We start from the raw sequence: 22,412 nt of genomic DNA, 5'->3' as shown, positions 1-22,412 counted from the left end.
CCATGACCCCTCCTCAGGTTGGCGGAGACTATGACTATGTCATCGTCGGTGCCGGCACCGCCGGCTGCGTTCTGGCCAACCGGTTGAGTGCCAATCCACGCAACAGGGTCCTGCTGCTGGAGGCGGGCAAATCCGACAATTACCACTGGGTGCATATCCCGGTGGGCTACCTCTACTGCATCGGGAACCCGCGCACCGACTGGATGATGCAAACCGCCGCAGAGCCGGGCCTCAACGGCCGCAGCCTTGCCTATCCCCGCGGCAAGGTTCTGGGCGGCTGCAGTTCGGTCAACGGCATGATCTACATGCGCGGGCAGGCCGCCGACTATGATCACTGGCGGCAACTGGGCAACACCGGTTGGGGCTGGGACGATGTGCTGCCCTACTTCCTGAGATCCGAGGATCATCACGCAGGCAACAGCCGCATGCATCGGTGCGGAGGGGAATGGAAAGTCCAGAAGCAGCGTCTTCGGTGGGACATCCTGAGGGCCGTGCAGGAGGGCGCCCGCGAATTCGGCATCGAACCGCGCGAGGATTTCAACGACGGTGATAACGAAGGCTCCGGTTTCTTCGAGGTCAACCAGAACAATGGCGTGCGCTGGAATACGGCCAAGGGGTTCTTGCGCCCGGCAATGAAACGGCCCAACCTGCGGGTGCTGACCGAGGCCATGGCCGACACGCTTCTCTTTGCGGGCAAACGCGTCACCGGAGTGCGGTTCCGGCACAGGGGGCGGACACTGGACGCGACCGCGAATGCCGAGGTCATCCTTGCCGCCGGTGCCATCAATTCGCCCAAGATCCTGGAGCTGTCAGGCGTCGGACGCCCGGACGTGCTGGACCGGCAGGGGATCGACTTGCGGCATGAAATCCCCGGCGTGGGCGAGAACCTTCAGGATCACCTGCAGATCCGCACCGTATTCAAGGTGCGCAACGCCAAGACGCTGAACACGATGGCCAACAGCCTGATCGGCAAGGCGGCCATCGCGATGGAATACGGGATCAAACGGTCGGGGCCGATGTCGATGGCACCAAGCCAGTTCGGCATCTTCACGAAATCCGACCCCTCGCTTGAAACGCCGGACCTCGAATACCACGTTCAGCCGCTCTCCACCGACAGGCTCGGCGATCCGCTGCACCCCTTCCCGGCGATCACCGTCTCTGTCTGCAACCTGCGCCCCGAAAGCGTTGGCGATTGCCACATCACCACGGCCGACAGCGAGGCCCAGCCGCTTATCCGGCTCAACTACCTGTCCGCCGAACGTGACAAGGACGTCGCCGTAAAGTCCGTCCTGCAGGCACGGCAGATCATGTCCGCGCGCGCGCTGGCACCCTACGCCCCCGAAGAGATCCTGCCAGGCCCCGCCACGTCGGATCGCTCCGATCTGATCAAGGCCGTGGGGAATATCGCGACGACGATTTTCCACCCGGTAGGGACCTGCAAGATGGGCACCGACGCGATGGCGGTGGTCGATCCGCAACTCAGGGTTCACGGGCTGCAGGGCTTGCGGATCGCGGATGCGTCAATCATGCCGAAAATTGTTTCGGGCAATACTGCATCTCCCACTATCATGATCGCCGAGAAGGCGGCAGATATCATTCTCAAGCACTCTGCTACTGACCTGTGACATTGCCGGTGGCTTAACAGTGGTTCCAGTAAACTTGTGGAGCCAAGAGATCGCAAGCCTGTGCGACAGCGTCGAAAATGTTGGATACCGCCTCGTCCATGTGCTCGACAATCGTCGCCTTGTCGCGGGCGCCGAACCGCAAATGCGCCGCGCCGACCTTGGGATCTATGGAACAGGTCGCCAGCCCGAGGTACCAGAAACCGGTCAATACTATGACCGCGCCAGGCATTCGCAATAAAAAGCCGGGCCCCCAAAGCCCGGCCAGGTGTCTCCGGCGACCGTGGCAGACGGTCCTCCGGCGCCGATTTCGGCATTCCGCAGCCGGTGCGCACCCCGCATACCAGGTGCGCACACGAGGTGCCTAAGCGCGCGCCCAAAAAGGCCCTGTCACTAGCGAACTTGCGCGCCAAAACCCACCGCATACGCCCCGAGGCCCGGAAGGACCCGTGCAGGGGGAGGGGATCGGCCCCCTCACGATGGGCTGGCTTGAAATCGGGAACCGGCGGCCGTGGCGCCTCGCGCAACGGGCCCCCGATCATATCCTGATCATGCACCGAAACGACCGAAAAATTCGCGCCCGTTTGGCTATCGTCTCTGCGCGTTTGCCGCGCACGACCTATCGGCTGCGGTTACCGGTGGAGGATCAGATGCCGCGCAGTTCAACATGAGCATCGAATCAGGATGGACTCCCAGCGCCGCGCGACGCGGACCGATCAAGAGTATCCTTGATGCTTTGGTAGAACGCCGCCTTGAATGCCTGATCCTGAGCGTGGAGTTTATACAGCTCCAGCTCGTCCTTGCGCCGGCGCAGCATGACGTCCTTCATGATCTTCTCGAATGCCAGGTCGCGTGAAAACGGGTCCGGGTTCTCGCTGTACTTTTCTGCGAAGTCGGGATGCGCCTGCACACTGCTGACGATGTTCAGAAACTTGACGCGCTGCTCCTCCGGGGTTGCGCTCCAGCCCTGGAACCATCGCTCATTGAAGGAGCGGATGATTTCCTCGAGCGGATCTTCCTGCACCTCGCCCTCACGGTACCCACGGGGATTGGGGTTCTGCGGCTCGAGTTCCGCCTCCGACGCATCGAGGCCGATCACCTGGTTCAGCTTCGTTCGCTGAAGCCCATAGGATGAAAGGTCGACCGACTCGAGCAATTCGTCGAGGGCGTCCTGGTTCGGGTCCTGTATCTTCAGCTTCGGGACAAGGAACTTGAGGAACCAGAACAGCTTCTCCCACGCGACGACCTCGAACGGCATGATCGACGCCATCTGGCCATAGATCTTCACGAACTGCTTCGCCTTGATCTTGTAATCGATCTTGTCCTTGTCCTCGAGATCCAGCTCCTCGTTGAACCGTTCCGCTGCTATGTCGATCAGCGGGCTCAGTTCCTGGGCATCCTCGCCATCGAAGAAACGCGTGCAGAATTCCTCGACCTCCACCCATTCATAGACGCCGGCATCGTCCAGCGTGGCTTTCAGCTCATGCAGGACATTGACGTCGGTGGCCTCCGACAGCGTCGTGACGGTGAAGAACGGATCGAAGGCAGCCTTGATGTCCTCTGTCGTGTTGAAGAAATCCAGAACGAACAGATCTTCCTTGCGTTTCCCGAGCCGCAGGGCAGACCGGTTCAGGCGCGACAGCGCCTGCACCGCCAGAACGTGCTGAAGCTTCTTGTCGACATACATGGCGCAGAGCTTTGGCTGGTCGAAGCCGGTCAGATACTTGTTCGCGACAACGAGCAGCCTGTACTCGTCCTTGTCGAATTCCTTGCGGGTCTTGTCCTCGGGAAAGCCGTTCATCTCGGCCTCGGTATACTTCACGCCGTCGACCACCTTCTCGCCCGAAAACGCGATCAGGGCCTTGAACGGATTGCCGGCGCCCTCGCCATGGCCCTTTTTGAACGGCAGGATAAAGGTCGGGGCGCCCGACAGCTTTGTCGCCATCCAGACCTCATCCTGATCCGCCGTCATGTGAACCAGCGTGCGGCCGAACTGCAACAGGGTCTGGCTGGTATCCCGGTCGCGATACTGTTTCTGGCCGTGATAGCGGGCGGTCTGGCCCGTCCAGGGGTTCTTCAATTCCAGCGTGACCAGCGCGACACCGTTCAGGAACAGCACCATGTCCACGGGTTCATTCGGATTGGCGAGGGAATGGTGAACCTGCCGGGTCACGCTCCAGATATTGGCGGCGAAGTTGTCATGGACCTTCTGCGCCGAACTGGCCAGCGGGGCAGGGTACATCAGGGTGAAATGCGCGTCATCGACGGGCAGGCCCTTTTTCAGGACATGCAGCACGCCCTTGCGTTTGACCAGCTTGTCGAACTGGCCGATGATCCTGGCCTGCCAGTCGGCGGGATCGAGGGGCGCCCGACATCGGTATCAAGCACTTCGAATGCGGCGTCGGAACCGGCGAGCGCGTCATTGACCACCTGCCGGATCTTGCGGAGCGGGTGCCGAACCGGGACGGGCGTCTCCGGATCAACGCAGCTGAAAAGCGACCCGCTCGGCTCGTCCGTCCCGCGTATCATCACCCCCGCCAATATCGCGGCAAGGGTGAAGCATGTTCTCAAATTGCCGTCGCGGCAGGACTGTTTCAGCAGCCTGTCAATCTTGGCGTTCTCGTCTTCCATCACCTTCGGCCTGGCGAGGTCGGACACCTCCATGCCGCGAAACCGAACTGCATCGTTTCAGCCCGCCAGGTCCGGCAGGTGCTGCCAAATCGTGCCTAGTTCCCGTTCGAGCCGTTCGGCCACGTCCAGAACGAAGTAGTCTTCGTGCATTGGCCCGACCAGTTGCACCCCAAGCGGAACGCTACCCTCAAGATGGGTCGGCAGCGCAGCCGACGGCAGTCCAAGCAAATTGATCGTCAGCAGCGGAGCCTGGGCGGCGATGATCTCGGGCAGACTGTCGGGGCGGTTGAAATCCTGGTCATTGGCAAAGGGACGTGCCAGCGAAGTCGGCAGCAGCATCAGGTCGATATCGCGGAACATCCGCGCCCAGGCCCGCTGAAACACGATGCGCCGCTGCATGGCAGTCAGCAGACCCGTCAGGTCGGTGGGCTCGAACCACGCGGCGAAGGCCTCGTAATAGGCGCGCATCGCGTCCGATCCCTGCGCCATGATCGCGTCGCGGCTCAGGGTCTCGCTCTCGGTGAACATCAGCCGGCCCCAGAGGGCGGGGCATTCCTCGGCATGGGGCGGCGAAACCTCGCGCAAATCGCAGCCGGCGGCTTTCAGCCCGTCGATGGCGCGCAGCATCGCCGCCTCGACCTTCGGGTCGAGCGCGCCGCCGAACGGGTTCATCGCATAGCCGACCCGCACCTTGCCTGCGCCGTCGCGCCGGCTCTGGGGCGCGGCGGTCCAGAGCGGATCGCGGTCATCGAATCCGGCCATGGCATCCAGCCCGGCGCGCACATCGGCGATGCAGCGCGCGATCGGACCCTGCACCGCCATCAGCTGGGTGATCGGGCCGCGTTCGATACCGGCGGCCGATTGGGTCGGGTTCATCGCCGGGATGCGCCCGAGCGAGGGACGGATCGTCGCCACGCCACAGCAATAGGCCGGGTGGCGCAGCGAACCGCCGAGATCGTTGCCATGCGCCACGGCACCGATGCCGCTGGCCACGGCCGCTGCCGCCGCCCCGCTGGAACCGCCGGGGGTCAGCCCGGCATCCCAAGGGTTATGCGTGACGCCGTCGGTCGGGTTCGAGGTGAACCAGCGCATCGAGAATTCCGGCGTACTGGTGCGGCCGATGATCACCGCGCCGCCATTGCGGAGATTGGTGACCAGCGGTGAATCCGCGTCCGACACCGCGCCGGCAGCGGCGGCGACGCCATTCGAGTTCACATATCCCGCCTGATCGATGTTGATCTTGGTGGTCACCGGCACCCCCCAGAGCGGGCCGGCATCGTCGGGCATGCCCGCATCATCCAGCGCACGCGCCACGTCGAGCGCCTCGTGCACCGGGGTGGTGATGGCGTTGATCACCGGGTTCACCGCCTGCATCCGGTCGAGATGCGCCTGCGTGATCTCGGTGACCGAAACCGTGCCGTCCCGCAGCCGGGATGCGGTCTCGGCGACCGACCAATAGTGGATATCCTGCATGTCATTTTCTCCTTTGCCGCTCGGCGGCGGTGTCAGTCTCGGCAAAACGCGGCATCAGGTCGGCCAGCCAGAATTCCCGGTCTTCGGCCATGATCCGCGAGGCTGTGTCGCCATCGCCGTCGACCAGCGCCTGCCAGAAGCGGCGCAGGGTGCCGATGATCCGCTCGATTCGCGCCTCGGGATCGTTCGGGTTGACCAGCGCGGTGACGATATGAAACTGCCGGTAGAGAAACAGCGCCTGTGACGCCAGAAACCGGTTGTGCAGGCGTTCCACCATCCGGCTGCGGTATGCGAAGAGCGAAGTGGAAAAGGCCATCTTTTCGCTGTCGTCGATGGAATTGACATCGGCGAGTATCTCCTGCCGCGCCGCGACGTCGGAATAGGTCAGGACATCCGCGATGATCGCTTCGTCGATCCAGCGTTTCACCTCGTAGAGATCGGAGATGTCGCGCACCGAGAACTCGGCCACATAGAATCCCTGACGCGGGCGGCTGACCACCAGACCCTGGCCTTCCAGTTCCCGCGCCGCCTCGCGCAATGGCCCGCGGCTGACGCCGAAACTGTCGGCCAGACGCACCTCGTTCAACCGTTGGCCGGGCTTGAGCACGCCCGAGGCAATCAGTTGCACCAGCTCGCTGACAATGGTTTCCGACAGGCTCTTGGTTTGCAGCTTGCCAATCGATCGATTCATCTTCGCACCTCCGAATGCGGCACCGCACCGGCGCCCACCGGGAACCAGTCCTGACCCGGTATCGCATCCATCAGCTCGCGGACATAGGGGTGCATCTCGCCTTCGAGGATCTCGGCCGGCGCGCCGCTGGCCACGACCCTGCCCGACTGCATCACCACGAGGTCGTCACAGATTTCGGCGGCGACGCGCAGATCGTGGGTGATGAACAGGATGGTCAGGTTGCGCCGGGTCTTGAGATCGTCGAACAGCGCCAGCATCTGCCGCTGTACCGACACGTCGAGCGCCGACAGCGCCTCGTCGGCGATCAGCACCTTGGGGTCGGCGGCGAGCGCGCGGGCGATGCAGACGCGCTGGCGCTGACCGCCCGACAGTTCATGCGGGAACCGGTCGAAGAACTGCCGGTTTAGCCTGACATCGTCCAGCAGCGCCAGCGCCGCGTCGCGGGCCGTTGCACGGCCATGGCCGTTGGCGCGCAGCACATCGGTGATGGTGCGCCCGATCGTGTGGCGCGGGTTGAGCGCGGCGCTCGGGTCCTGGAACACCACCTGCATCAACCGCCGCTCCGCGCGCCGCCGCGCCGGGGACAGGGCGGTGATCTCGGTGCCCGCGACCGCGATCTTGCCGGCATTCGCCTCTTCCAGGCCGACGAGGCATTTGGCGAAAGTCGATTTGCCCGAACCGCTTTCGCCGACGATGCCCAGGGTCTCGCCCGGCTTCACCGAAATCGAAACATCGTCGAGCGCCTTCACCGGTCCGCCCTTGGTTTCAAAACTCTTGACCACGCCGCTGGTGTCGATGAATGGCGTCTGTGCCCCGGTGCCGGGGCGCGGCGCCCAGTCGGGGATCGCGGCGATCAGCTCGTTCGTATAGTCATGCGTCGCGCCGCGCAGCAGCGTCTCGGCGCTGCCCTGCTCCACCACCTCGCCATGGCGCAGCACCACCACGTCATCGGCGATCTGCGCGACCACGCCGAAATCATGGGTGATGAACAGCACCGCGGTGCCGAAATCGCGCTGCAATTCGCGGATCAGCCGCAGGATCTGTGCCTGCGTGGTCACGTCGAGCGCGGTGGTGGGTTCGTCCGCGATCAGCAGTTTCGGGTTCAGCGCCATCGCCATCGAAATCATCACCCGCTGCCGCTGCCCGCCCGAAAGCTCGAACGGATAGCTGTCGAGGATGCGCGGCGGATCGGGCAGGCGCGCCAGCTCGAACAGCTCCAGCATCCGCGCGCGGCGGCCCTGATGCGGTTCGATCCCGTGGCTGGAAAACACCTCGTCGAACTGGGTGCGAATGCCGCGCACCGGGTTGAGTGCCGACATCGGATCCTGAAAGATCATCGAGATCGCGGCACCGCGCAGGGCACGCATATCGGCCACCGGCAACCCGACCAGCGAGCGCCCGTCAAAGCGGATGTCGCCGCCCGAGACCCTGATCTTGGACGAGGGCAGAAGATCCATCACCGAATTGGCGATCATCGACTTGCCCGAGCCGCTTTCGCCCACCAGACAGGTGGTCTGGCCCGCCTCGACCGCAAAGCTCACGCCCTTGACGATGTCCTGAAGCCCAGCGAACGTGACCCGGAGATCGGTGATGTCGAGCACGCTCATCAGACACTCTCCCGGCGGTCGAAAAACGGATCCTGGCTGTCGCTGATCGCATCGCCGATGATCGAGATCGACACCACCGTCAGCATGATCGCCAGACCCGGCATGAAGGTCAGCCACCAGCTCTGCGAGATCACCGCGCGGGCGGCGCCGATCAGATAACCCCAGCTGACCACATTCGGATCGCCGAGGCCGAGGAAGCTCAGCGCGCTTTCGAACAGGATCGACATCGACACCATCAGCGCCGCCATCACGATCAGCGGCGACAGCGCGTTGGGCAGGACCTGGCTGAAGGCGACGCGGAACCGCGTCTGGCCCGACAACAGCGCCGCCTGCACGAATTCGCGGCGCCTGAGGCTGAGGAACTCGGCCCGGGCCAGCCGTGCCACCGGCGGCCAGCTGACCACCGAGATCGCCACCACCACCGAGGTGATCGAGGGCGAATAGACGGCGATCAGCAGAAGCGCGAGCGCGAAGTTCGGCACCGTCTGGAACATCTCGGTGGCGCGCATCAGAAAGCTGTCGACCCGCCCGCCGAGAAACCCGGCGATGCCGCCGACGGTGAGGCCGAGCAGCACCGAGACCGCGGTCGAGACCAGCCCGATGCCGAGCGAAGTGCGGGCGCCATACATCATCATCGCGGCCATGTCGCGCCCGAGCGCGTCGGTGCCGAGCGGGTGCCTCATGTCCTGCAACGGCAGCTGGAACGGGCGCGCGGCCATGCGCCAGGGACCGTCGGGGAACAGCGCCGGCGCCAGCAGCGCGGCGACCCCAGCGATCACCAGCAGCAGCACCGCGAGGATGCCATCGGGGCGGGTCAGGATGGATTTCCAGATCGGCATAGGTGTATCCCCCTCAGGCGGCGCGGGTGCGCGGATCGACGAAGCGATAGAGCAGATCGACCACCAGGTTCGCGAGAATGACGATCAGCGAGGTCACGATGAACACCCCGATCACCACGTTGTAATCGCGCGCCACCAGCGAATCATACATCAGCCGCCCGATACCGGGCCAGGCGAACACGGTTTCGGTCAGGATGGTGCCGGCGACCAGCTGCCCGGCCTGCACCCCTGCCATGGTGGTGATCGGCAGCAGCGAGGTGCGCAGCACATGCCGGAACCAGACCCGGCCCGGCACCATGCCCTTGGCATGTGCCGCCTTGACGAACAGCGTGTTGGCGACATCGGTCATCGAGGCGCGCACCAGCCGCGCATAGATCGCCATGGTGAACAGCGCCGAGGCGGTGGCCGGCATGATCAGGTGATGGATATAGTCGAGCACGGCACGCGCGCCTTCATAGCCGGCGCCGATGGTCTGGGTGCCACCCGAGGGCAGCCAGCCGAGCTTGGCCGAGAACAGGATGATCGCCAGCAGCGCCACCCAGTAATATGGCGAGGCAAAGAACAGCACCGAACCGAGCGAGATCACCCGGTCGATCCATGTGCCCCGGAACACCGCAGCGGTGAACCCGGCGGCGGTGCCCATGACCAGCGCCATGACAAAGGCGGTGCCGGCCAGGATCAGCGTGTTGGGCAGCCGTTCCAGGATCATGTCGAGCACCGGGCGGCCCTCGCGATAGGACATGCCGAGATCGAGCACCGCCACGTCACCCAGATAGATGCCAAGCTGCACGATCAGCGGCTTGTCGAGCCCCATGCGCGCGCGCAGCGCCTCGATGAATGCGGGGTCGCCCGAGGCCGATTCGCCGGCGATGAACTCGGCCGGATCGCCGGGGGCCGAGCGCACCAGCAGGAAGGTGGCGGTGATCACCAGCACCAGCACGATGATCCGCTTGAGCGTTTCGGACAGGATCGTTCTTGCCATGACCTTGATCCTTGTTGCCGGGGGAATGGTACCGGGCGGCAGACCCGCCCGGCATGGTGCTATTTCTCGATCCAGACGCCGGCGAAGTTCGAGCTCAGCCCGGCGGCATCGGTGATCAGGTCATGGACCCTGGCCTTGTAGATGGTCGGGAAATCCAGTTCCGCGATCCAGATCACCGGCGCGTCCCCGGCGATCCGGTGCTGCGCCTGGCTATACAGTCCGGCCCGCTTGTCTGGGTCGGTCTCGGCATCCGCGGCGGCGAGCAGCGCATCGGTCTCGGCGTCCTGATACATCGCCACGTTGTTCCACGGAGAGCCGGGCTTGGCCGTCGCCGAGACAAAGCTGCGCGACACGCCGATCCCCGGATCGCCCCACTGATAGAGATACATCTGCGCCAGATCGTAGTCGCGTTCCGACAGCTTCTTGAGGAAGGTGCCGACATCCATCGAATCCAGGCTGGCATTGATGCCGACATCCTTGAGCGCCTGCACCTGGTATTCGGCCAGCCGGCCCCAGCTCGACCCCAGGAACGAGGCCGGCATCAGCGTAATCTCGCGCCCGTCATAGGACGACACCTCGACCAGTTCGCGCGCCTTGTCGCGGTCGAACGCATAGCCTTCGGTCTCGGGATCGAAAAAGCGGGTGCGCGATCCGACCGCGCCATGGGTCGGCCGGGCCATGCCGCTGAACACCACGTCGCGGATGAATTCCTTGTCCATCGCATAGTTCAGCGCCTGGCGGAAATTACGATCGTCGAAGGGCGGCTTTTCGTTGTTGACCCAGACGAAGGCATGCGGCGAGAACAGCTCCCAGCCTTGGCTGGTGCTTTGCGAATCGTCCAGTGCCGCCAGCCGCTCCACGTCATAGAGTTCGAGGATCGAGGCCGACACCACGTCGATGCTGCCCTGTTCATAGGCCACAGCGCGGCCCTGGCTGTCGGGGATGATGACAAAATACAGATCGTCGATGTAGGGCTGGCCCTCGACATGGTAATCATCATTGCGCACCAGCTTGATGAAATTGCCCTTTTCCCATTCCACCAGCTTGAACGGGCCGGTGCCGACAGGTGTGTCATTGGCCGGATTGTCGCGATAGGGTGCGTCGCCGCCATAGATATGGTCGGGAATGATCGCCAGCCACCCCAGGGCCAGCCCGTAGACCAGCGCCGGCACCGGTGTGTTCAAATCGAACACGACCTCGTAGGGGCCATTGGCCGTGACCGAAGCAATCTTGGGTGCAAGTGCGGCAAGGTTCGGACTTTCCTTGGCAAACACGTTGTAGGATGTCACCACGTCGTCGGAATCAAAGGCCTCGCCATCGTGCCAGCGCACGTTGTCCTTGAGCTTCACGGTGAAGCGCAGCCCGTCGTCGGACATCTCCCAGGACTCGGCCAGCACGCCGCGCGGCGTCAGGTCGAAATCATAGCTGAACAGCCCCTCGTAGATTTTCGAATACAGGATCTGGGCCGCACCGGTGCCGGAAATGCCGGCCACCGCGCTCGGCGGTTCCGGGTTCAGCGCCACCTTGAGCGTTCCTCCCCGCTCCTGCGCCTGCGCCGAAACCCCCATGAACAAAGCCGCACAGGCGACCGCAATCAATCTCGTGATCTGCAAAGTTCCTGTCTCCTCCCATCAGCGGCACCCGGTTAGTGGCTGCCTCGAATGCCGAGGAACATGCCGGGATTTGCGCTATATGTCAACTGTTGACAGTTTACTGCTCACAAGATGCCACCCTCGAAGCCCCGAAACCGCTGATCGCGGGCTGCTGATAGCGAATGAGTTCGCGCATTAACGTCCGGGCGGCGCAGGGTATCCACCGCCACTCAGGTCGACGTTTTCGGCCCCGTGCGGGGTGCCGGGGGAAACTTGTCTTGTTTTCTTTGTGACCAGGTGGATTTCCTGCGGTACTCTCACGGGTCTCGGCGAAAGCTGAATATCAGGACACTCCGCTCACTGTCGCGAAGGCCGGCACGGGCGCTCGGGGCATTGTCGTTCCAGTTTGACATGCAGCCGCTTCGGATTGTTGAATGGGAACATGGCTGAAATCGTCTCTTTCAACCCGAACCTCGGCACTGTCACGATCGCCGCAGCGCCGGGAGAGGACATTTCGGGCTGGACATTCGAGAGCTATTCCAAGTCCGGAAACACTGCCAGTTACTTCGCAAGCGGGGCTGTCGACACTTCCGATCCGCAAGTTTCTGCCTCGGACCCATCGGTAATCTACTACACCTCCAGCTTCGGCCTGGCGACCGGCAACCAACGGGACGCCGTCGCTCTCGTCGATGAGAACGGGAACGTTGTCGAGATTGTCGGATGGGGCAATGACCCGTCTTATGCTTTGGTGGGCGGCAGCGCGGGCGGCCAAACGGTGGACCCGTCAAACGACAACTTTGCCGGTGACAACGATCAGGGTTGGTACGCCAAAAGCCCCGGCAGTTCCTGGAACGGAAACAACGGGTCGCCCGACGATGGCTTGCCGGACGATCTTCAGCCATATGCCCCGCCATGTTTCACCGCTGGAATGCTGATCGATACCGCTTCGGGCCGTGTTTGCGTTGAAACGCTGCGGGCCGGTGATGTCGTGCTGAATTCCGCCGGCGACACCCGCACCATCCGTTGGGTTGGCCGAAAACGCATAGAGTTCGCGGACAAGGCCAAGCGCGACCATCTGCGTCCAATCCGCATCCTGGCACATGCCTTCGGAACGGGGCTGCCCGACCGTGACCTGCGCGTGTCGCCCCGGCATCGGATTGCGCTGAGCGATCCATGGTATGAACTGCATTTCGGCTCCAGAGATGTCCTCGTGGCAGCAGTGCATCTCGTAAACGGGACCACTGTTGCCCGGGACCGGGACTGCAAGTCGGTGGACTATGTGCATCTGCTGTTCGACCAGCATGAAGTCCTGATCTCAAACGGATTGCCGAGCGAGAGTTTCCATCCGGGTTCCATGACCATTCCCGGCCTCGAAGCGGATCAGCGGGAAGAACTGTTCCAGATCTTCCCAGAGCTGGAGGACGATCCTGTCGTGTTCGGCTCGAGCTGCCTGCCCACGCTGCGCGGATGGGAGGCGCGGTTGATCAACGATCATTTTGCCTCCCTGCCAAATGGCTGCGGTGGGCGGTGATCTTTGACAGAGGGCGCCGCGTGATCGGGCCGGTCAACGATGGTCAGCGCAATCGGGCGCCACTGTCCGACATTCAAAGCCTGCCATGCCGCTGTCTCGCCATCGACCCGTAGGCCGAAAGCATCGTCCAAGCCGCGGCAATGGCTGCCGTAGCCGGCATCGTGGCGGTCATCGCGCCGGATCGCGCAGATACCGGCATCTCCGGGCAGTGCAGCGATATTCGGCGGTCCTGCCTGGCGTGCAGGATGGGTGCGCCGTCACCCTCCGGTCGCGCGATGCAGGCGGCGCTGACGGGTTTTGCCTTTTCGGGCGTGGCGGAGGCGGGTTCGGGTTGGAACAGGTCGGGAAACAGTTCCTCGAAATCGGCCTTGCAGATCATCATCTCCTCAGTCCTTTTTCTCAGTTCTTTCTGATCGAAGCGGGTCACGTTCATGCGGGTGGTGCGCGTCACCGGGGCCCGGTGACGCGCGGGCGTCAGAGGAACGCTCTGCCCGGCTGGCCGCACTGCGCCGTCATGCCCTCGAGCCGATCTGCGGACGACGCCAACGGGATCATGCCCAGTTCACGGTCATCGAAGGTGTTGACGACGCGGCGAATGTCCCCGCGGCAGAGGCCGATATCGCTGAGCAACTGGTCATCCATGGCGTCGAACACGGCGATCATCTTGCGCCGGCGCCATTTCCTGATCGCCGAACCGAACAACCGCCGGACGAGGCTCTTGCTGTTATCGCCTCCGCCCTCGCGGGACGCGGATGCAATCATTTCACGGGTGATGTAGATGGACATGTCATCCTCCAGTCCTGAGGCTACTGATACCAAGACATCGGCGAGCCAACCACGCGAAGCACGGACGCGGTTACCCGAACGTCCTGCTCTGGTGGCGCGAACGCCTCCGTCTTTCGAATTGATCTGTGGAAGATCGATCCCGGTCCCGAAGCAAAGGCAGGCACAAGACCCGGCCCCGCCCGGGGTTACCGGCGGTTCAGCAGATTTCCCGCGAAGAGCAGGAACCTCGTATGACGCATGAACATCGACATGGGACAGACATGGGCCGCCCGTGCGGGGGTTACAAGGCTCCCGGGCGGGGCTGCGACCTTATGGCCCGAAACCGCTCGGACCCGGCCGTTTGCATCGAAACGGTGCCGCCGAGATTGACGTTTGCGGCTGACACACCTATCTCTCAAGGCATGATGGTACATGCAGATCATGTCGGATTTCTTTTGCTGAACCGCCCGCTTCCCCGGGCGGTGTAGGCGCTTTCGCCCGCTGAACCTTCCGGGGTCTCCTCACAGTCCTGAAGTGAACAAGCGACGACACTGTCGTCCGAGGAGCAGTCATGACCAGCATCCACGGCATTACCGCCATCGACCGTTACAATCACCCCGGCCCCAGGCTCCGTCCGCGCATGAAAACGACCCTGCCGGCAGGTGACCACCGGAAACTCCGGCAGCACCTGGACCTGTGCAAGGAACTGCCGCAGCCCGCCATGACACTGCTTGCGCATGTTCTCCGCAACAAGATTCGGACAACGGAACCGGTCAGCAATCTGCATGCGCGTGATCTCGTCACCGGTGGATGCCATGTGACCTATTCCGTGAACGGTGGCGCGCACCAGGCAGGGCTGCTTGTCCACCGGGCCGGGTCGGGATCGGGCAGCAGCGTGATCCCGGTGGCTTCCCTGCTGGGGGCCACCCTGATCGGCATGCGGGTCGGTCAGCAGGCGCCGCTTCTGTGCGAGGACGGGACGATCACATCGGTGTCGGTCCTCGGCGTCACGCCGCAGAACTGAACCCGGACCGCAGCCCATTCCAGCAACCCGCAGGCGGTGGCACGCACACCGCCCGCCTTTCATCCCGTGACCTGAAGGAGGCCAAAATGATGACCGAAAAGACCAGGACTGTCGCGAAACGCAATCCGCGTGCCCCGAAGATCATCATCAATGCCGATGATCTCGCGTATATCGAAGCGCTCGCCGAAGGGGCGATGCAACGCAGCCCGGCGCTCGCCGACCGCCTGCTGGACGAGATCGGGCGCGCCCGGATCGTTGCGCCGGCCAAGATGCCGGCGAATGTCGTGTCGATCGGCAGCACCGTGACCTACCGGGACGAGAGTACCGGCATCGAGCGGACGGTGACGCTGAGCTATCCGGAAGATGCCGACATCGCGCAGCAGCGCGTGTCGGTCGTGACACCGATCGGCGTCGCCCTGTTGGGGCTGACCGAGGGTGCCGTGTTCCACTGGGACACACGCGCAAACCAGCGCCGGATGCTGACGGTGATCCGGGTGCATCCGCCGTCCGGCGATGGCGATGGTTGACGCCGTATTGATATCGAAAATGGTGCCGGCGCCATGCCGGGCCTGCCCCCGGGAATTCGCGATGATGTGAGACGGTCATTGGGCGATATCCCGGGGCGAGCCACCATCGGTCGATATCGCCCCGTAGATATCGGCGCCCCGATTTCCGTGAAATGACCCGTTTCCGCAATCCCGCATTCTGCGGGTCAGGCTCTGGGGTCTCGTTGTCATTGGCCGCCGGCCGAAACCAGGCATGGCGCCCGCGCTGTCCGCACATCATCCAGACGAAAGGGCTTTGACCATGAGCGTGAAGCAACATTTCCGCCGGCTTCTCTGGCCTGCGATCTTGACTCTGTTCAGCCTCGGGCTGGTCCTGTTTCCGTCGCGACTGGCCGGGGTGCTCGGGGATGACGAAACCCTGTCGCTCGCCGTCACCGCGCTGGCCTATTTTGCGGCGGCTTGGTTCGCCAGCAGGATCGCAGCGTTCGTCCTCGATCAGACTGCCGCAAGACGCCGCCCCTACCCGCGCCTGCTCAAGGATATGGTGGCGGCGCTGCTGTTTCTGATCGCCTTCGTCGCGACCGTCTCGCTTTTCATGGGGCAAGGCGCGTTCGGGGCACTGGCGGGCTCCGGCCTCGTGCTGGCGCTGCTGGGCTTCGCGATCCGAAACGTCGTCGCCGACACGCTGTCAGGGGTCGCGCTGGGCGTGGAGGGACCGTTCCGTATCGGCGACTGGGTCGATATCGACGGGCTGGCGCGCGGCAAGGTGATCGAGATCGGCTGGCGCACCACGCGGCTCCTGACGATCGATCGTACCTACATGATCCTGCCCAACAGCCAGATCGCGCGCCAGCGTATCACCAACTATTCCGCGCCCAAGCCCCAATACCGTGCACAGGTCAAGATAACGCTCGATCACAGCATGCCGATCGGCCGTGCGTCCGACGTCATGCTGGCGGCCCTGAAAGCGGCAAAACTCATCCAGCAAGACCCGGCACCTGACGTGCGTGTCCTGTCCTACGAAGAGGGCGGGATCACCTACGCATTGCGCTTCTGGATATCGCGGTTCGATCGCGATGCCGATTGCCGCGATGAGATTTTCACCGTCGTGGACGAGGCGCTCCGCCGGGCCGGAACCGTCGCCCCCTATCGCCGGATAGAGGTGATCCCGAGAGCCATTCCCGATGACGCCTAACGCCACCCCTGCGGAATATCGATGTGTCGCGACCTGCGAACACAATGCGCTGAACTTTGTCTGACGTCAGCACCCAGCGGACAGATTTAGGGGTTTGAGCAACGGAGGATTTCTGGTTCATCGAAGCCATTATGGATCGAAGAAGAACAAGAAATCCAGAATATCGAAAGACGCCGCTGACAAGTTGGTCAGGGGCATTAAGCGGAAGACACGCAAACAGTATTCGTCCGAGGAGAAGATCAGGGTCGTTCTGGACTTTCTTCGGGGCGAAGAGAGCATCGCCGCGCTGTGTCGCCGTGAGGGCATTGCCGAGAACCTGTATTGTTCCTGGTCGAAGGAACTCCTCGAAGCTGGGAAGAACCGGCTGGCGGGTGACACCGCCCGTCAGGCAACGACACCTGAAGTTAAGGAACTGCGACCCGAGGCACTGGCCCTGAAGGAGGTTGCGGCCGAACTGACGCTTGAAGACAGACCGCTCGAATAAAGCATGATCGGACCTTTCGTAACCATCCGGCGTAGGCTGCGGTCACCGCCGCGCTCGGAGCCGGCGAAGAGCCATGACTTTCGGCCAAGGGCCACGCCGCGCAGCGCCCGCTCTGCGGCGTTGTTCGTCAGGCAAACCCGATCAGCAGGAGCAGAGAGTAGCCTAGTCTACGTGCAAAACTGTCCAAACTTTGGGGAGTAGCTCAGCGTCTTCAACAGCGCAGGCGATGACCGCTTCTTCGACATGCTCTGGCACCCGGTTCTTCTGGATCGGCGTGCGGCGGCTGAGATCCACCAGGGCCTGTTCACCTCACCCCGCGGCGTGCCCGCATTCAACCGGTTGGCTATCCTTTGGCAATATATTCATCTTTGACAATCCTGTGTGCCCAAATAGTATGCCTGTCGCGTACGGAAAGCGTGCAGCAAGAGCACGTTCGGCAACAAGCCACGCAAATATCGAGAGGGGCGGAGACGATGAACAAGGTGTTGAAACTGGGCGCGGCTACTGCTGCGGCGATGACCGTTGCCGGGGCGGTTCATGCGGGTACGCTGGACAAGGTGCGCGAGGCGGGCGAACTGGCTTGTGGCGTCAGTGAAGGCGTGCCCGGCTTCTCCAACCCCAATTCCGAGGGTGTCTGGGTCGGGTTCGACGTGGACTTCTGCCGGGCCATCGCAGCGGCGATCCTGGGCGATGCCGAGGCGGTCCGCTATGTGCCGCTGGCTTCCAAACAGAAGGTACTTGCGGTGTCGAGCGGGCAGGTCGATCTGACATCACGCACAACCACCTGGACGATGAAGCGCGACACGACCGAGGGCGTGGATTTCACCGCCGTGGTTTATTACGACGGCCAAGGCTTCATGATCAACGCTGCCACCGGCGTCGAAAGCGCGAAGGAAATGGACGGCGCAACGGTCTGCGTCACGACAGGCACCACGACCGAACTGAACCTGGCGGATTTCGGACGCTCCAACGACCTGCAACTCGAACCCGTGGTTTTCGAAGGCAAGCACGAGGCAGTGGAAGCCTACAAGTCGGGCCGCTGCGACGCTCTGACCACCGACATGAGCCAGTTGGCCGCATTCCGCACCAGTTTCGCTGATCCGTCGGCGCACCGGATCCTGCCCGAGGTCATCTCGAAAGAGCCTCTTGCGCCGCTGGTCGCGCATGGCGACAACCAGTGGAAGGACCTCGTCACCTGGGTTGTGTTCGGACTGATTGCGGCCGAGGATCTGGGTATCACCCAGGCCAATGTCGCCGAGCAGGCGGCCAATGCGACCGCCCCGAACATAAAGCGGTTGCTGGGCAGCAGCGGCGACACCGGCGGTTTCATCGGGCTGGACGGCGACTGGATGGTCAAGGCCATCTCGGCGGTCGGCAACTACGGCGAGATCTTCGGGCGCAACCTGACTGCAACGCTCGGGATGGAACGCGGCCTGAACGCGCAGTGGAAGGATGGCGGAATCCTCTACGCGATGCCGATCCGCTGAGCCGGACAGGCAGGGGGGTGGCCCCAGGACACCAGCTACCGGGCCGTGATCCATCGCGGTCCGGCACCACGAAGCCGCAATTCCCGCACCGGAACCGATGATGGCCGTCACCAGCACGAAAACCGCCCTTGGCCTGACGGCGGGGGCCATGCGCTCGGCGCTGTCGCAGGGGGCTGTTCTGGCCCTCGTGCTGGCGGGGGTCTACCTGTTGTTTGACAACACGCAGGAAAACCTCGCGCTCAGGGGGATCGAAAGTGGTTTTGCCTTCCTCGAACAAGAGGCCGGGTTGCCGATCGGGGACAGCCTGATCGACTACGACCCAACGCGCAGCTACGGCTATGCCTTCCTGGTCGGGGTGTTGAACACGCTCTTCGTCTCCGTTCTGGCGATCATCGGTGCGACCGTTCTCGGGGTGATCGTCGGGGTGTCGCGGGTATCGCGTAACTGGCTGCTGGCGAAGGTAGCGGCGATCTATGTAGAGACGCTGCGCAACCTGCCGCTGCTGCTGACGCTGTTCTTTGTCTATTCGGTGGTCATCGCCGCATTGCCGCACCCGCGCGACGCCATCGGGCTGATAGACGGGGTCTATCTGTCCAAACGCGGATTCTATCTTCCGCGACCGCAGGCTGGCCCGGGTTTCGCAGTCTTCGCCATCGGCACGGCCGTGGCGCTGATGCTGGGGATCGTGTTCTGGCGCTGGGCCGCGCGTCACAAGATCCGCACCGGTCGGTCCGTGCCCGGTTTCCGGGGCGGGCTGGCGATCTTCGTGGGGCTTGCCGGCTTCGCCTTCTTGCTCGGTGGCAGCCCAGTCAGCGGCGAGTTGCCGGTCTATTCGGGGTTCAATTTCAAGGGCGGCATGGTGATGCGCCCGGAATTCACCTCGCTCCTGATCGGGCTGGTGCTATATACCGCCGCCTATATCGGCGAGAACGTGCGCAGCGGTATCCAGTCGGTAGATGCCGGTCAGATCGAGGCGGCGAACGCGCTCGGGGTGTCTAGTGCCGTGGTCACGCGCAAGGTACTTCTTCCACAGGCGCTGCGGGTCACCATACCGGCCACCACCAACGACTACGCGAGCCTCGTCAAAAACAGCTCGCTCGCGGTGGCGATCGGATATCCGGACATGGTGTCCATCGGTGGCACGATCATCGGGCAGAACGGCCAGGCGGTCGAGATCATCGCGATGTGGATGGCCGTCTATCTGACGATCAACCTCGTGATCTCGGTCGGCATGAATTACCTGAACGCCCGCGTTCAACATGCGCAACGGTGATGCCATGACCGATGAAGCTATCGTCTTCAAACCCACCCCGCCGCGCCCCGCCCCGTCCGCACGGATCGGACTGCTCGCCTGGTTGCGGGCGAACCTGTTCGGTGGCTGGAAAGATACGATCATCACGCTGTTCCTGCTGGGGATGCTGGCCGCGGTCGTGCCGCGGCTGTTCGACTGGCTCGTTCTGGATGCGACATTCACCGGCGATGCCGGAAGCTGTCGCCTGAACGACGGCGCCTGCTGGCCCTTCGTTGTGGATAAGTTCAACGTGCTCATGATGGGCGTCTATCCACAGGACTTGGCATGGCGACCGGCCATCGCCGCCGTCGCGCTGATCGTGCTGGCGGGGCTGACCTACACGAACCGGCTGCGTGGGTTCGCGGTGATCGCCGCATGGTCGGTGCTGCCGGTCTTTGCGCTGATCATGATCGGCGGCGCTTTCGGGATGCAAGACGTTGATCAGTCGCTCTGGGGCGGGCTGATGCTCAGCGTCCTGCTGGCTCTGGTCGGGGTGATCGTGTCGATCCCCCTCGGCGTGATCCTGGCACTCGGCCGATTCTACGGCACCCCGGTGGTGAAATCGCTCTGCGTGGCATTCATCGAGCTGCTGCGCGGCGTCCCGTTGATTACCATCCTGTTCATGGCCTCGGTGATGATGCCACTGTTCCTTCCGCCCGAGGTGGTCATCAACAACCTGCTTCGTATCCAGATCGGCCTGATTCTATTCTCGGCCGCCTACATGGCCGAGGTCGTCCGAGGTGGGCTGCAAGCCATACCGCCGGGCCAGACCGAAGCGTCGCTGGCTCTCGGCGTGAGCCGCACGCGGACCATCGCGTTTGTCGTTGTCCCGCAGGCGTTGCGTCATGTTCTGCCTCCGCTGGTCGGACGCTGCATCGCGCTCTTCAAGGACACGTCGCTGGTCATCATCGTCGGGCTGCTGGATTTCCTTGGCATGGTCAAGAACGCCGCCCTCGATGCCGACTGGCTGGGGTTCCAGGCCGAGGCCTATATCTTTGCCGCCTTCGTCTACTGGTCGATCTGCTATGGCCTCAGCCTTTATGGCCGAGAGCTGGAACGGCGCGGCCCATCCGCCCACACTGCCTGACACGAAAACCGAGGAATCTCCCATGACCACAACCATGGCCAGCCAGAGCGAACCCCGAGACGTCGTCATCGAGATGCGCGCCGTGAACAAGTGGTACGATGATTTCCACGTTCTCAAGGACATCGACCTGACTGTGGAGAGGGGCGAACGCATCGTCATCTGCGGCCCGTCCGGGTCGGGAAAATCGACGCTGATCCGCTGCATAAACCACTTGGAGGCGCACCAGGAGGGTACCATCGACGTCAATGGCACGCGGCTCAACGAAAGTAGCAGGAACATTACCCAGATCCGGCGCGAGGTCGGAATGGTCTTTCAGCAGTTCAATCTCTTTCCCCACATGACCATCCTCGACAATCTCTGCTTCGCCCCCATGTGGGCGCGCAACACTCCGCGCATGGACGCCGAAGCGACCGCCATGCGCTATCTCGAACGGGTCGGCATCGCCGAGCAGCGTGACAAGTATCCGGGCCAGCTTTCGGGAGGACAGCAGCAGCGCGTGGCCATTGCCCGATCGCTTTGCATGAACCCTTCGATCATGCTGTTCGACGAGCCGACCTCGGCGCTTGACCCCGAGATGATCAAGGAGGTTCTCGACGTGATGATCGAACTGGCACACAGCGGCATGACGATGCTTTGCGTCACGCACGAAATGTCCTTTGCCCGCTCGGTAGCCGACCGGGTGATCTTCATGGACAGCGGCGAGATCGTCGAACAGAACACGCCAGATGCCTTTTTCGACCATCCTCAGATGGACCGCACCCGCAGGTTCCTCAGCCAGATTCTGTCCCACTGACCCGTTACCCGAACGCCAGCACCAATCGATGATCTTGAGGCAGAGAAGAGAACCGGTGTGGCTTCCCGGTTCTTTTGTCTCAGACCTTGATGCCTAGTGTGATTGGCACAGAGGAAGCAATCTACTTTTCGGACAACCGTTCAAACCGCTTCGCGCAGTCACTGTCGACTTTCATTGTCAGCACATCCGTCGGTGCGCATCCACGTTAGTCCATGAAGGGTGAGCTGGCGCGGGAATTGGACGCGCTGGTGAGGATCTATGGCAAACCCGGCTGCATTGCCACTGACAATGGTACTGAGTTCACAAGCCGGGCCATCCTGAGATGGGCCGACGAGAACGCAGTGCCCTGGCACTACATCGATCCAGGCAGCCTCAGCAGAACGCCTTCATCGAGAGCTTCAACGGGAGCCTGCGCGACGAGTTCTTGAATGGGGAAATATTCGACAGCATGGGCGATGCACGGCGCAAGCCGGCCTTGTGGCGCTACGGCTACGACACGGTCAGGCCGCACTCATCGCTGGGAAACCAGACGCCACGGCAAGCACGCCGAGCGCTTGAGCATTTTGAGGTCTCCGCGCCCGGCGCGTTTGCCCAAAACGACGAACCCGGCTACCAAAATCCAACCCGCAGACTCTCGTTATGACCCAGGGACCATCAGGGGGGAGGTCAGTTGCATCCGAAAATCCCACGTTTGAAGCCATTCTCGGAACCGATTGCTGCAACGCAATTGTAGCTCGTATTCACTACCACGCGGTTGCAGTGCTAACCCAGAGGTTGTGCGAATCGTCCATTCAGCGTAAAATCAGCATCAT

19 protein-coding genes and 4 pseudogenes are annotated in these 22,412 nt (G+C 62.9%); 11 read left to right on the top strand and 12 right to left on the bottom strand.

Going from position 1 to position 22,412, the window contains the following annotated elements:
• Positions 1-2 precede the first annotated feature (2 nt).
• Positions 3-1,625, top strand: a complete 1,623-nt coding sequence (locus C6Y53_RS07295; protein ID WP_106473997.1) for a GMC family oxidoreductase — start codon at positions 3-5, stop codon at positions 1,623-1,625.
• A gap of 13 nt (positions 1,626-1,638) precedes the next feature.
• Here C6Y53_RS07295 and C6Y53_RS07290 read toward each other — a convergent pair whose 3' ends face one another.
• The 9 genes and pseudogenes from C6Y53_RS07290 to C6Y53_RS07250 form a co-directional block, all read right to left on the bottom strand.
• Positions 1,639-1,833 (bottom strand): hypothetical protein, encoded by a 195-nt coding sequence (locus C6Y53_RS07290; RefSeq protein WP_149615485.1) that lies wholly within the window; start codon positions 1,831-1,833, stop codon positions 1,639-1,641.
• 468 nt (positions 1,834-2,301) lie between these two features.
• Complete coding sequence (locus tag C6Y53_RS07285) at positions 2,302-3,864, bottom strand: type I restriction enzyme subunit R domain-containing protein (RefSeq protein WP_106473996.1); 1,563 nt, start codon at positions 3,862-3,864, stop codon at positions 2,302-2,304.
• Positions 3,865-3,971: 107 nt separating this feature from the next.
• A pseudogene (locus C6Y53_RS07280) lies at positions 3,972-4,148 on the bottom strand (IS5/IS1182 family transposase); the annotation flags it as partial.
• Positions 4,149-4,310: 162 nt separating this feature from the next.
• Entirely contained in the window at positions 4,311-5,726 is a 1,416-nt protein-coding gene (locus C6Y53_RS07275; protein ID WP_106471831.1) for an amidase, read from the bottom strand.
• A 1-nt stretch (position 5,727) separates the two neighbouring features.
• Positions 5,728-6,417, bottom strand: coding sequence for a GntR family transcriptional regulator (locus C6Y53_RS07270; protein ID WP_106471830.1), 690 nt, complete (start codon positions 6,415-6,417; stop codon positions 5,728-5,730).
• Positions 6,414-8,024, bottom strand: coding sequence for a dipeptide ABC transporter ATP-binding protein (locus C6Y53_RS07265; protein WP_106471829.1), 1,611 nt, complete (start codon positions 8,022-8,024; stop codon positions 6,414-6,416). The genes C6Y53_RS07270 and C6Y53_RS07265 overlap by 4 nt, the downstream gene beginning before the upstream one ends.
• Positions 8,024-8,863, bottom strand: a complete 840-nt coding sequence (locus tag C6Y53_RS07260; protein ID WP_106471828.1) for an ABC transporter permease — start codon at positions 8,861-8,863, stop codon at positions 8,024-8,026. The genes C6Y53_RS07265 and C6Y53_RS07260 overlap by 1 nt, the downstream gene beginning before the upstream one ends.
• 13 nt (positions 8,864-8,876) lie before the next feature.
• Complete coding sequence (locus C6Y53_RS07255; protein WP_106471827.1) at positions 8,877-9,845, bottom strand: ABC transporter permease; 969 nt, start codon at positions 9,843-9,845, stop codon at positions 8,877-8,879.
• 59 nt (positions 9,846-9,904) lie between these two features.
• Positions 9,905-11,458: an ABC transporter substrate-binding protein gene (locus C6Y53_RS07250; RefSeq protein WP_149615484.1), complete on the bottom strand. Its 1,554-nt coding sequence runs from the start codon at positions 11,456-11,458 to the stop codon at positions 9,905-9,907.
• Positions 11,459-11,879: 421 nt separating this feature from the next.
• On the opposite strand from C6Y53_RS07250, the gene C6Y53_RS07245 reads away from it, so the two are divergent.
• Positions 11,880-12,968, top strand: coding sequence for a Hint domain-containing protein (locus tag C6Y53_RS07245; protein WP_106471825.1), 1,089 nt, complete (start codon positions 11,880-11,882; stop codon positions 12,966-12,968).
• A 73-nt stretch (positions 12,969-13,041) separates the two neighbouring features.
• Here C6Y53_RS07245 and C6Y53_RS07240 read toward each other — a convergent pair whose 3' ends face one another.
• Positions 13,042-13,350, bottom strand: a complete 309-nt coding sequence (locus C6Y53_RS07240) for a hypothetical protein (RefSeq protein WP_149615483.1) — start codon at positions 13,348-13,350, stop codon at positions 13,042-13,044.
• Positions 13,351-13,442: 92 nt separating this feature from the next.
• Positions 13,443-13,754, bottom strand: a complete 312-nt coding sequence (locus C6Y53_RS07235; RefSeq protein ID WP_106471823.1) for a DUF1127 domain-containing protein — start codon at positions 13,752-13,754, stop codon at positions 13,443-13,445.
• 550 nt (positions 13,755-14,304) lie between these two features.
• Between C6Y53_RS07235 and C6Y53_RS07230 the strand changes: the two genes are divergently transcribed.
• From C6Y53_RS07230 to C6Y53_RS07215, 4 genes and pseudogenes are all read left to right on the top strand, one after another.
• Entirely contained in the window at positions 14,305-14,757 is a 453-nt protein-coding gene (locus tag C6Y53_RS07230) for a GreA/GreB family elongation factor (protein ID WP_149615482.1), read from the top strand.
• A gap of 89 nt (positions 14,758-14,846) precedes the next feature.
• The gene (gene rnk, locus C6Y53_RS07225) at positions 14,847-15,284 is read left to right on the top strand and encodes a nucleoside diphosphate kinase regulator (RefSeq protein ID WP_106473995.1); all 438 of its coding nucleotides are present in this window, start codon (positions 14,847-14,849) and stop codon (positions 15,282-15,284) included.
• A gap of 232 nt (positions 15,285-15,516) precedes the next feature.
• Entirely contained in the window at positions 15,517-16,458 is a 942-nt protein-coding gene (locus C6Y53_RS07220) for a mechanosensitive ion channel family protein (RefSeq protein WP_244614965.1), read from the top strand.
• 160 nt (positions 16,459-16,618) lie between these two features.
• Positions 16,619-16,939: pseudogene (locus C6Y53_RS07215) on the top strand (transposase); the annotation flags it as partial.
• A gap of 38 nt (positions 16,940-16,977) precedes the next feature.
• On the opposite strand, the pseudogene C6Y53_RS07210 reads toward C6Y53_RS07215, so the two are convergent.
• Positions 16,978-17,082 (bottom strand): annotated as a pseudogene (locus tag C6Y53_RS07210) (IS66 family transposase); the annotation flags it as partial.
• A 333-nt stretch (positions 17,083-17,415) separates the two neighbouring features.
• On the opposite strand from C6Y53_RS07210, the gene C6Y53_RS07205 reads away from it, so the two are divergent.
• The 5 genes and pseudogenes from C6Y53_RS07205 to C6Y53_RS07185 all read left to right on the top strand — a co-directional run.
• Complete coding sequence (locus tag C6Y53_RS07205) at positions 17,416-18,429, top strand: amino acid ABC transporter substrate-binding protein (protein ID WP_106471819.1); 1,014 nt, start codon at positions 17,416-17,418, stop codon at positions 18,427-18,429.
• 100 nt (positions 18,430-18,529) lie between these two features.
• Positions 18,530-19,702 carry an amino acid ABC transporter permease gene (locus C6Y53_RS07200; RefSeq protein ID WP_106473994.1) on the top strand — a complete coding sequence of 391 codons (1,173 nt, stop codon included), beginning with the start codon at positions 18,530-18,532 and terminating at the stop codon, positions 19,700-19,702.
• Positions 19,703-19,706: 4 nt separating this feature from the next.
• Positions 19,707-20,807, top strand: coding sequence for an amino acid ABC transporter permease (locus tag C6Y53_RS07195; RefSeq protein ID WP_106473993.1), 1,101 nt, complete (start codon positions 19,707-19,709; stop codon positions 20,805-20,807).
• Between the two features lie 22 nt (positions 20,808-20,829).
• Positions 20,830-21,600 (top strand): amino acid ABC transporter ATP-binding protein, encoded by a 771-nt coding sequence (locus C6Y53_RS07190; protein WP_244614964.1) that lies wholly within the window; start codon positions 20,830-20,832, stop codon positions 21,598-21,600.
• A gap of 224 nt (positions 21,601-21,824) precedes the next feature.
• Positions 21,825-22,243 (top strand): annotated as a pseudogene (locus C6Y53_RS07185) (integrase core domain-containing protein); the annotation flags it as partial.
• Positions 22,244-22,412: the final 169 nt, after the last annotated feature.

This window comes from Pukyongiella litopenaei (assembly GCF_003008555.2).
In the GTDB taxonomy this organism is placed as follows: domain Bacteria; phylum Pseudomonadota; class Alphaproteobacteria; order Rhodobacterales; family Rhodobacteraceae; genus Pukyongiella; species Pukyongiella litopenaei.
Note: the sequence above shows the minus strand (reverse complement) of the source record. Positions and strands in the feature narration are given on the sequence as shown.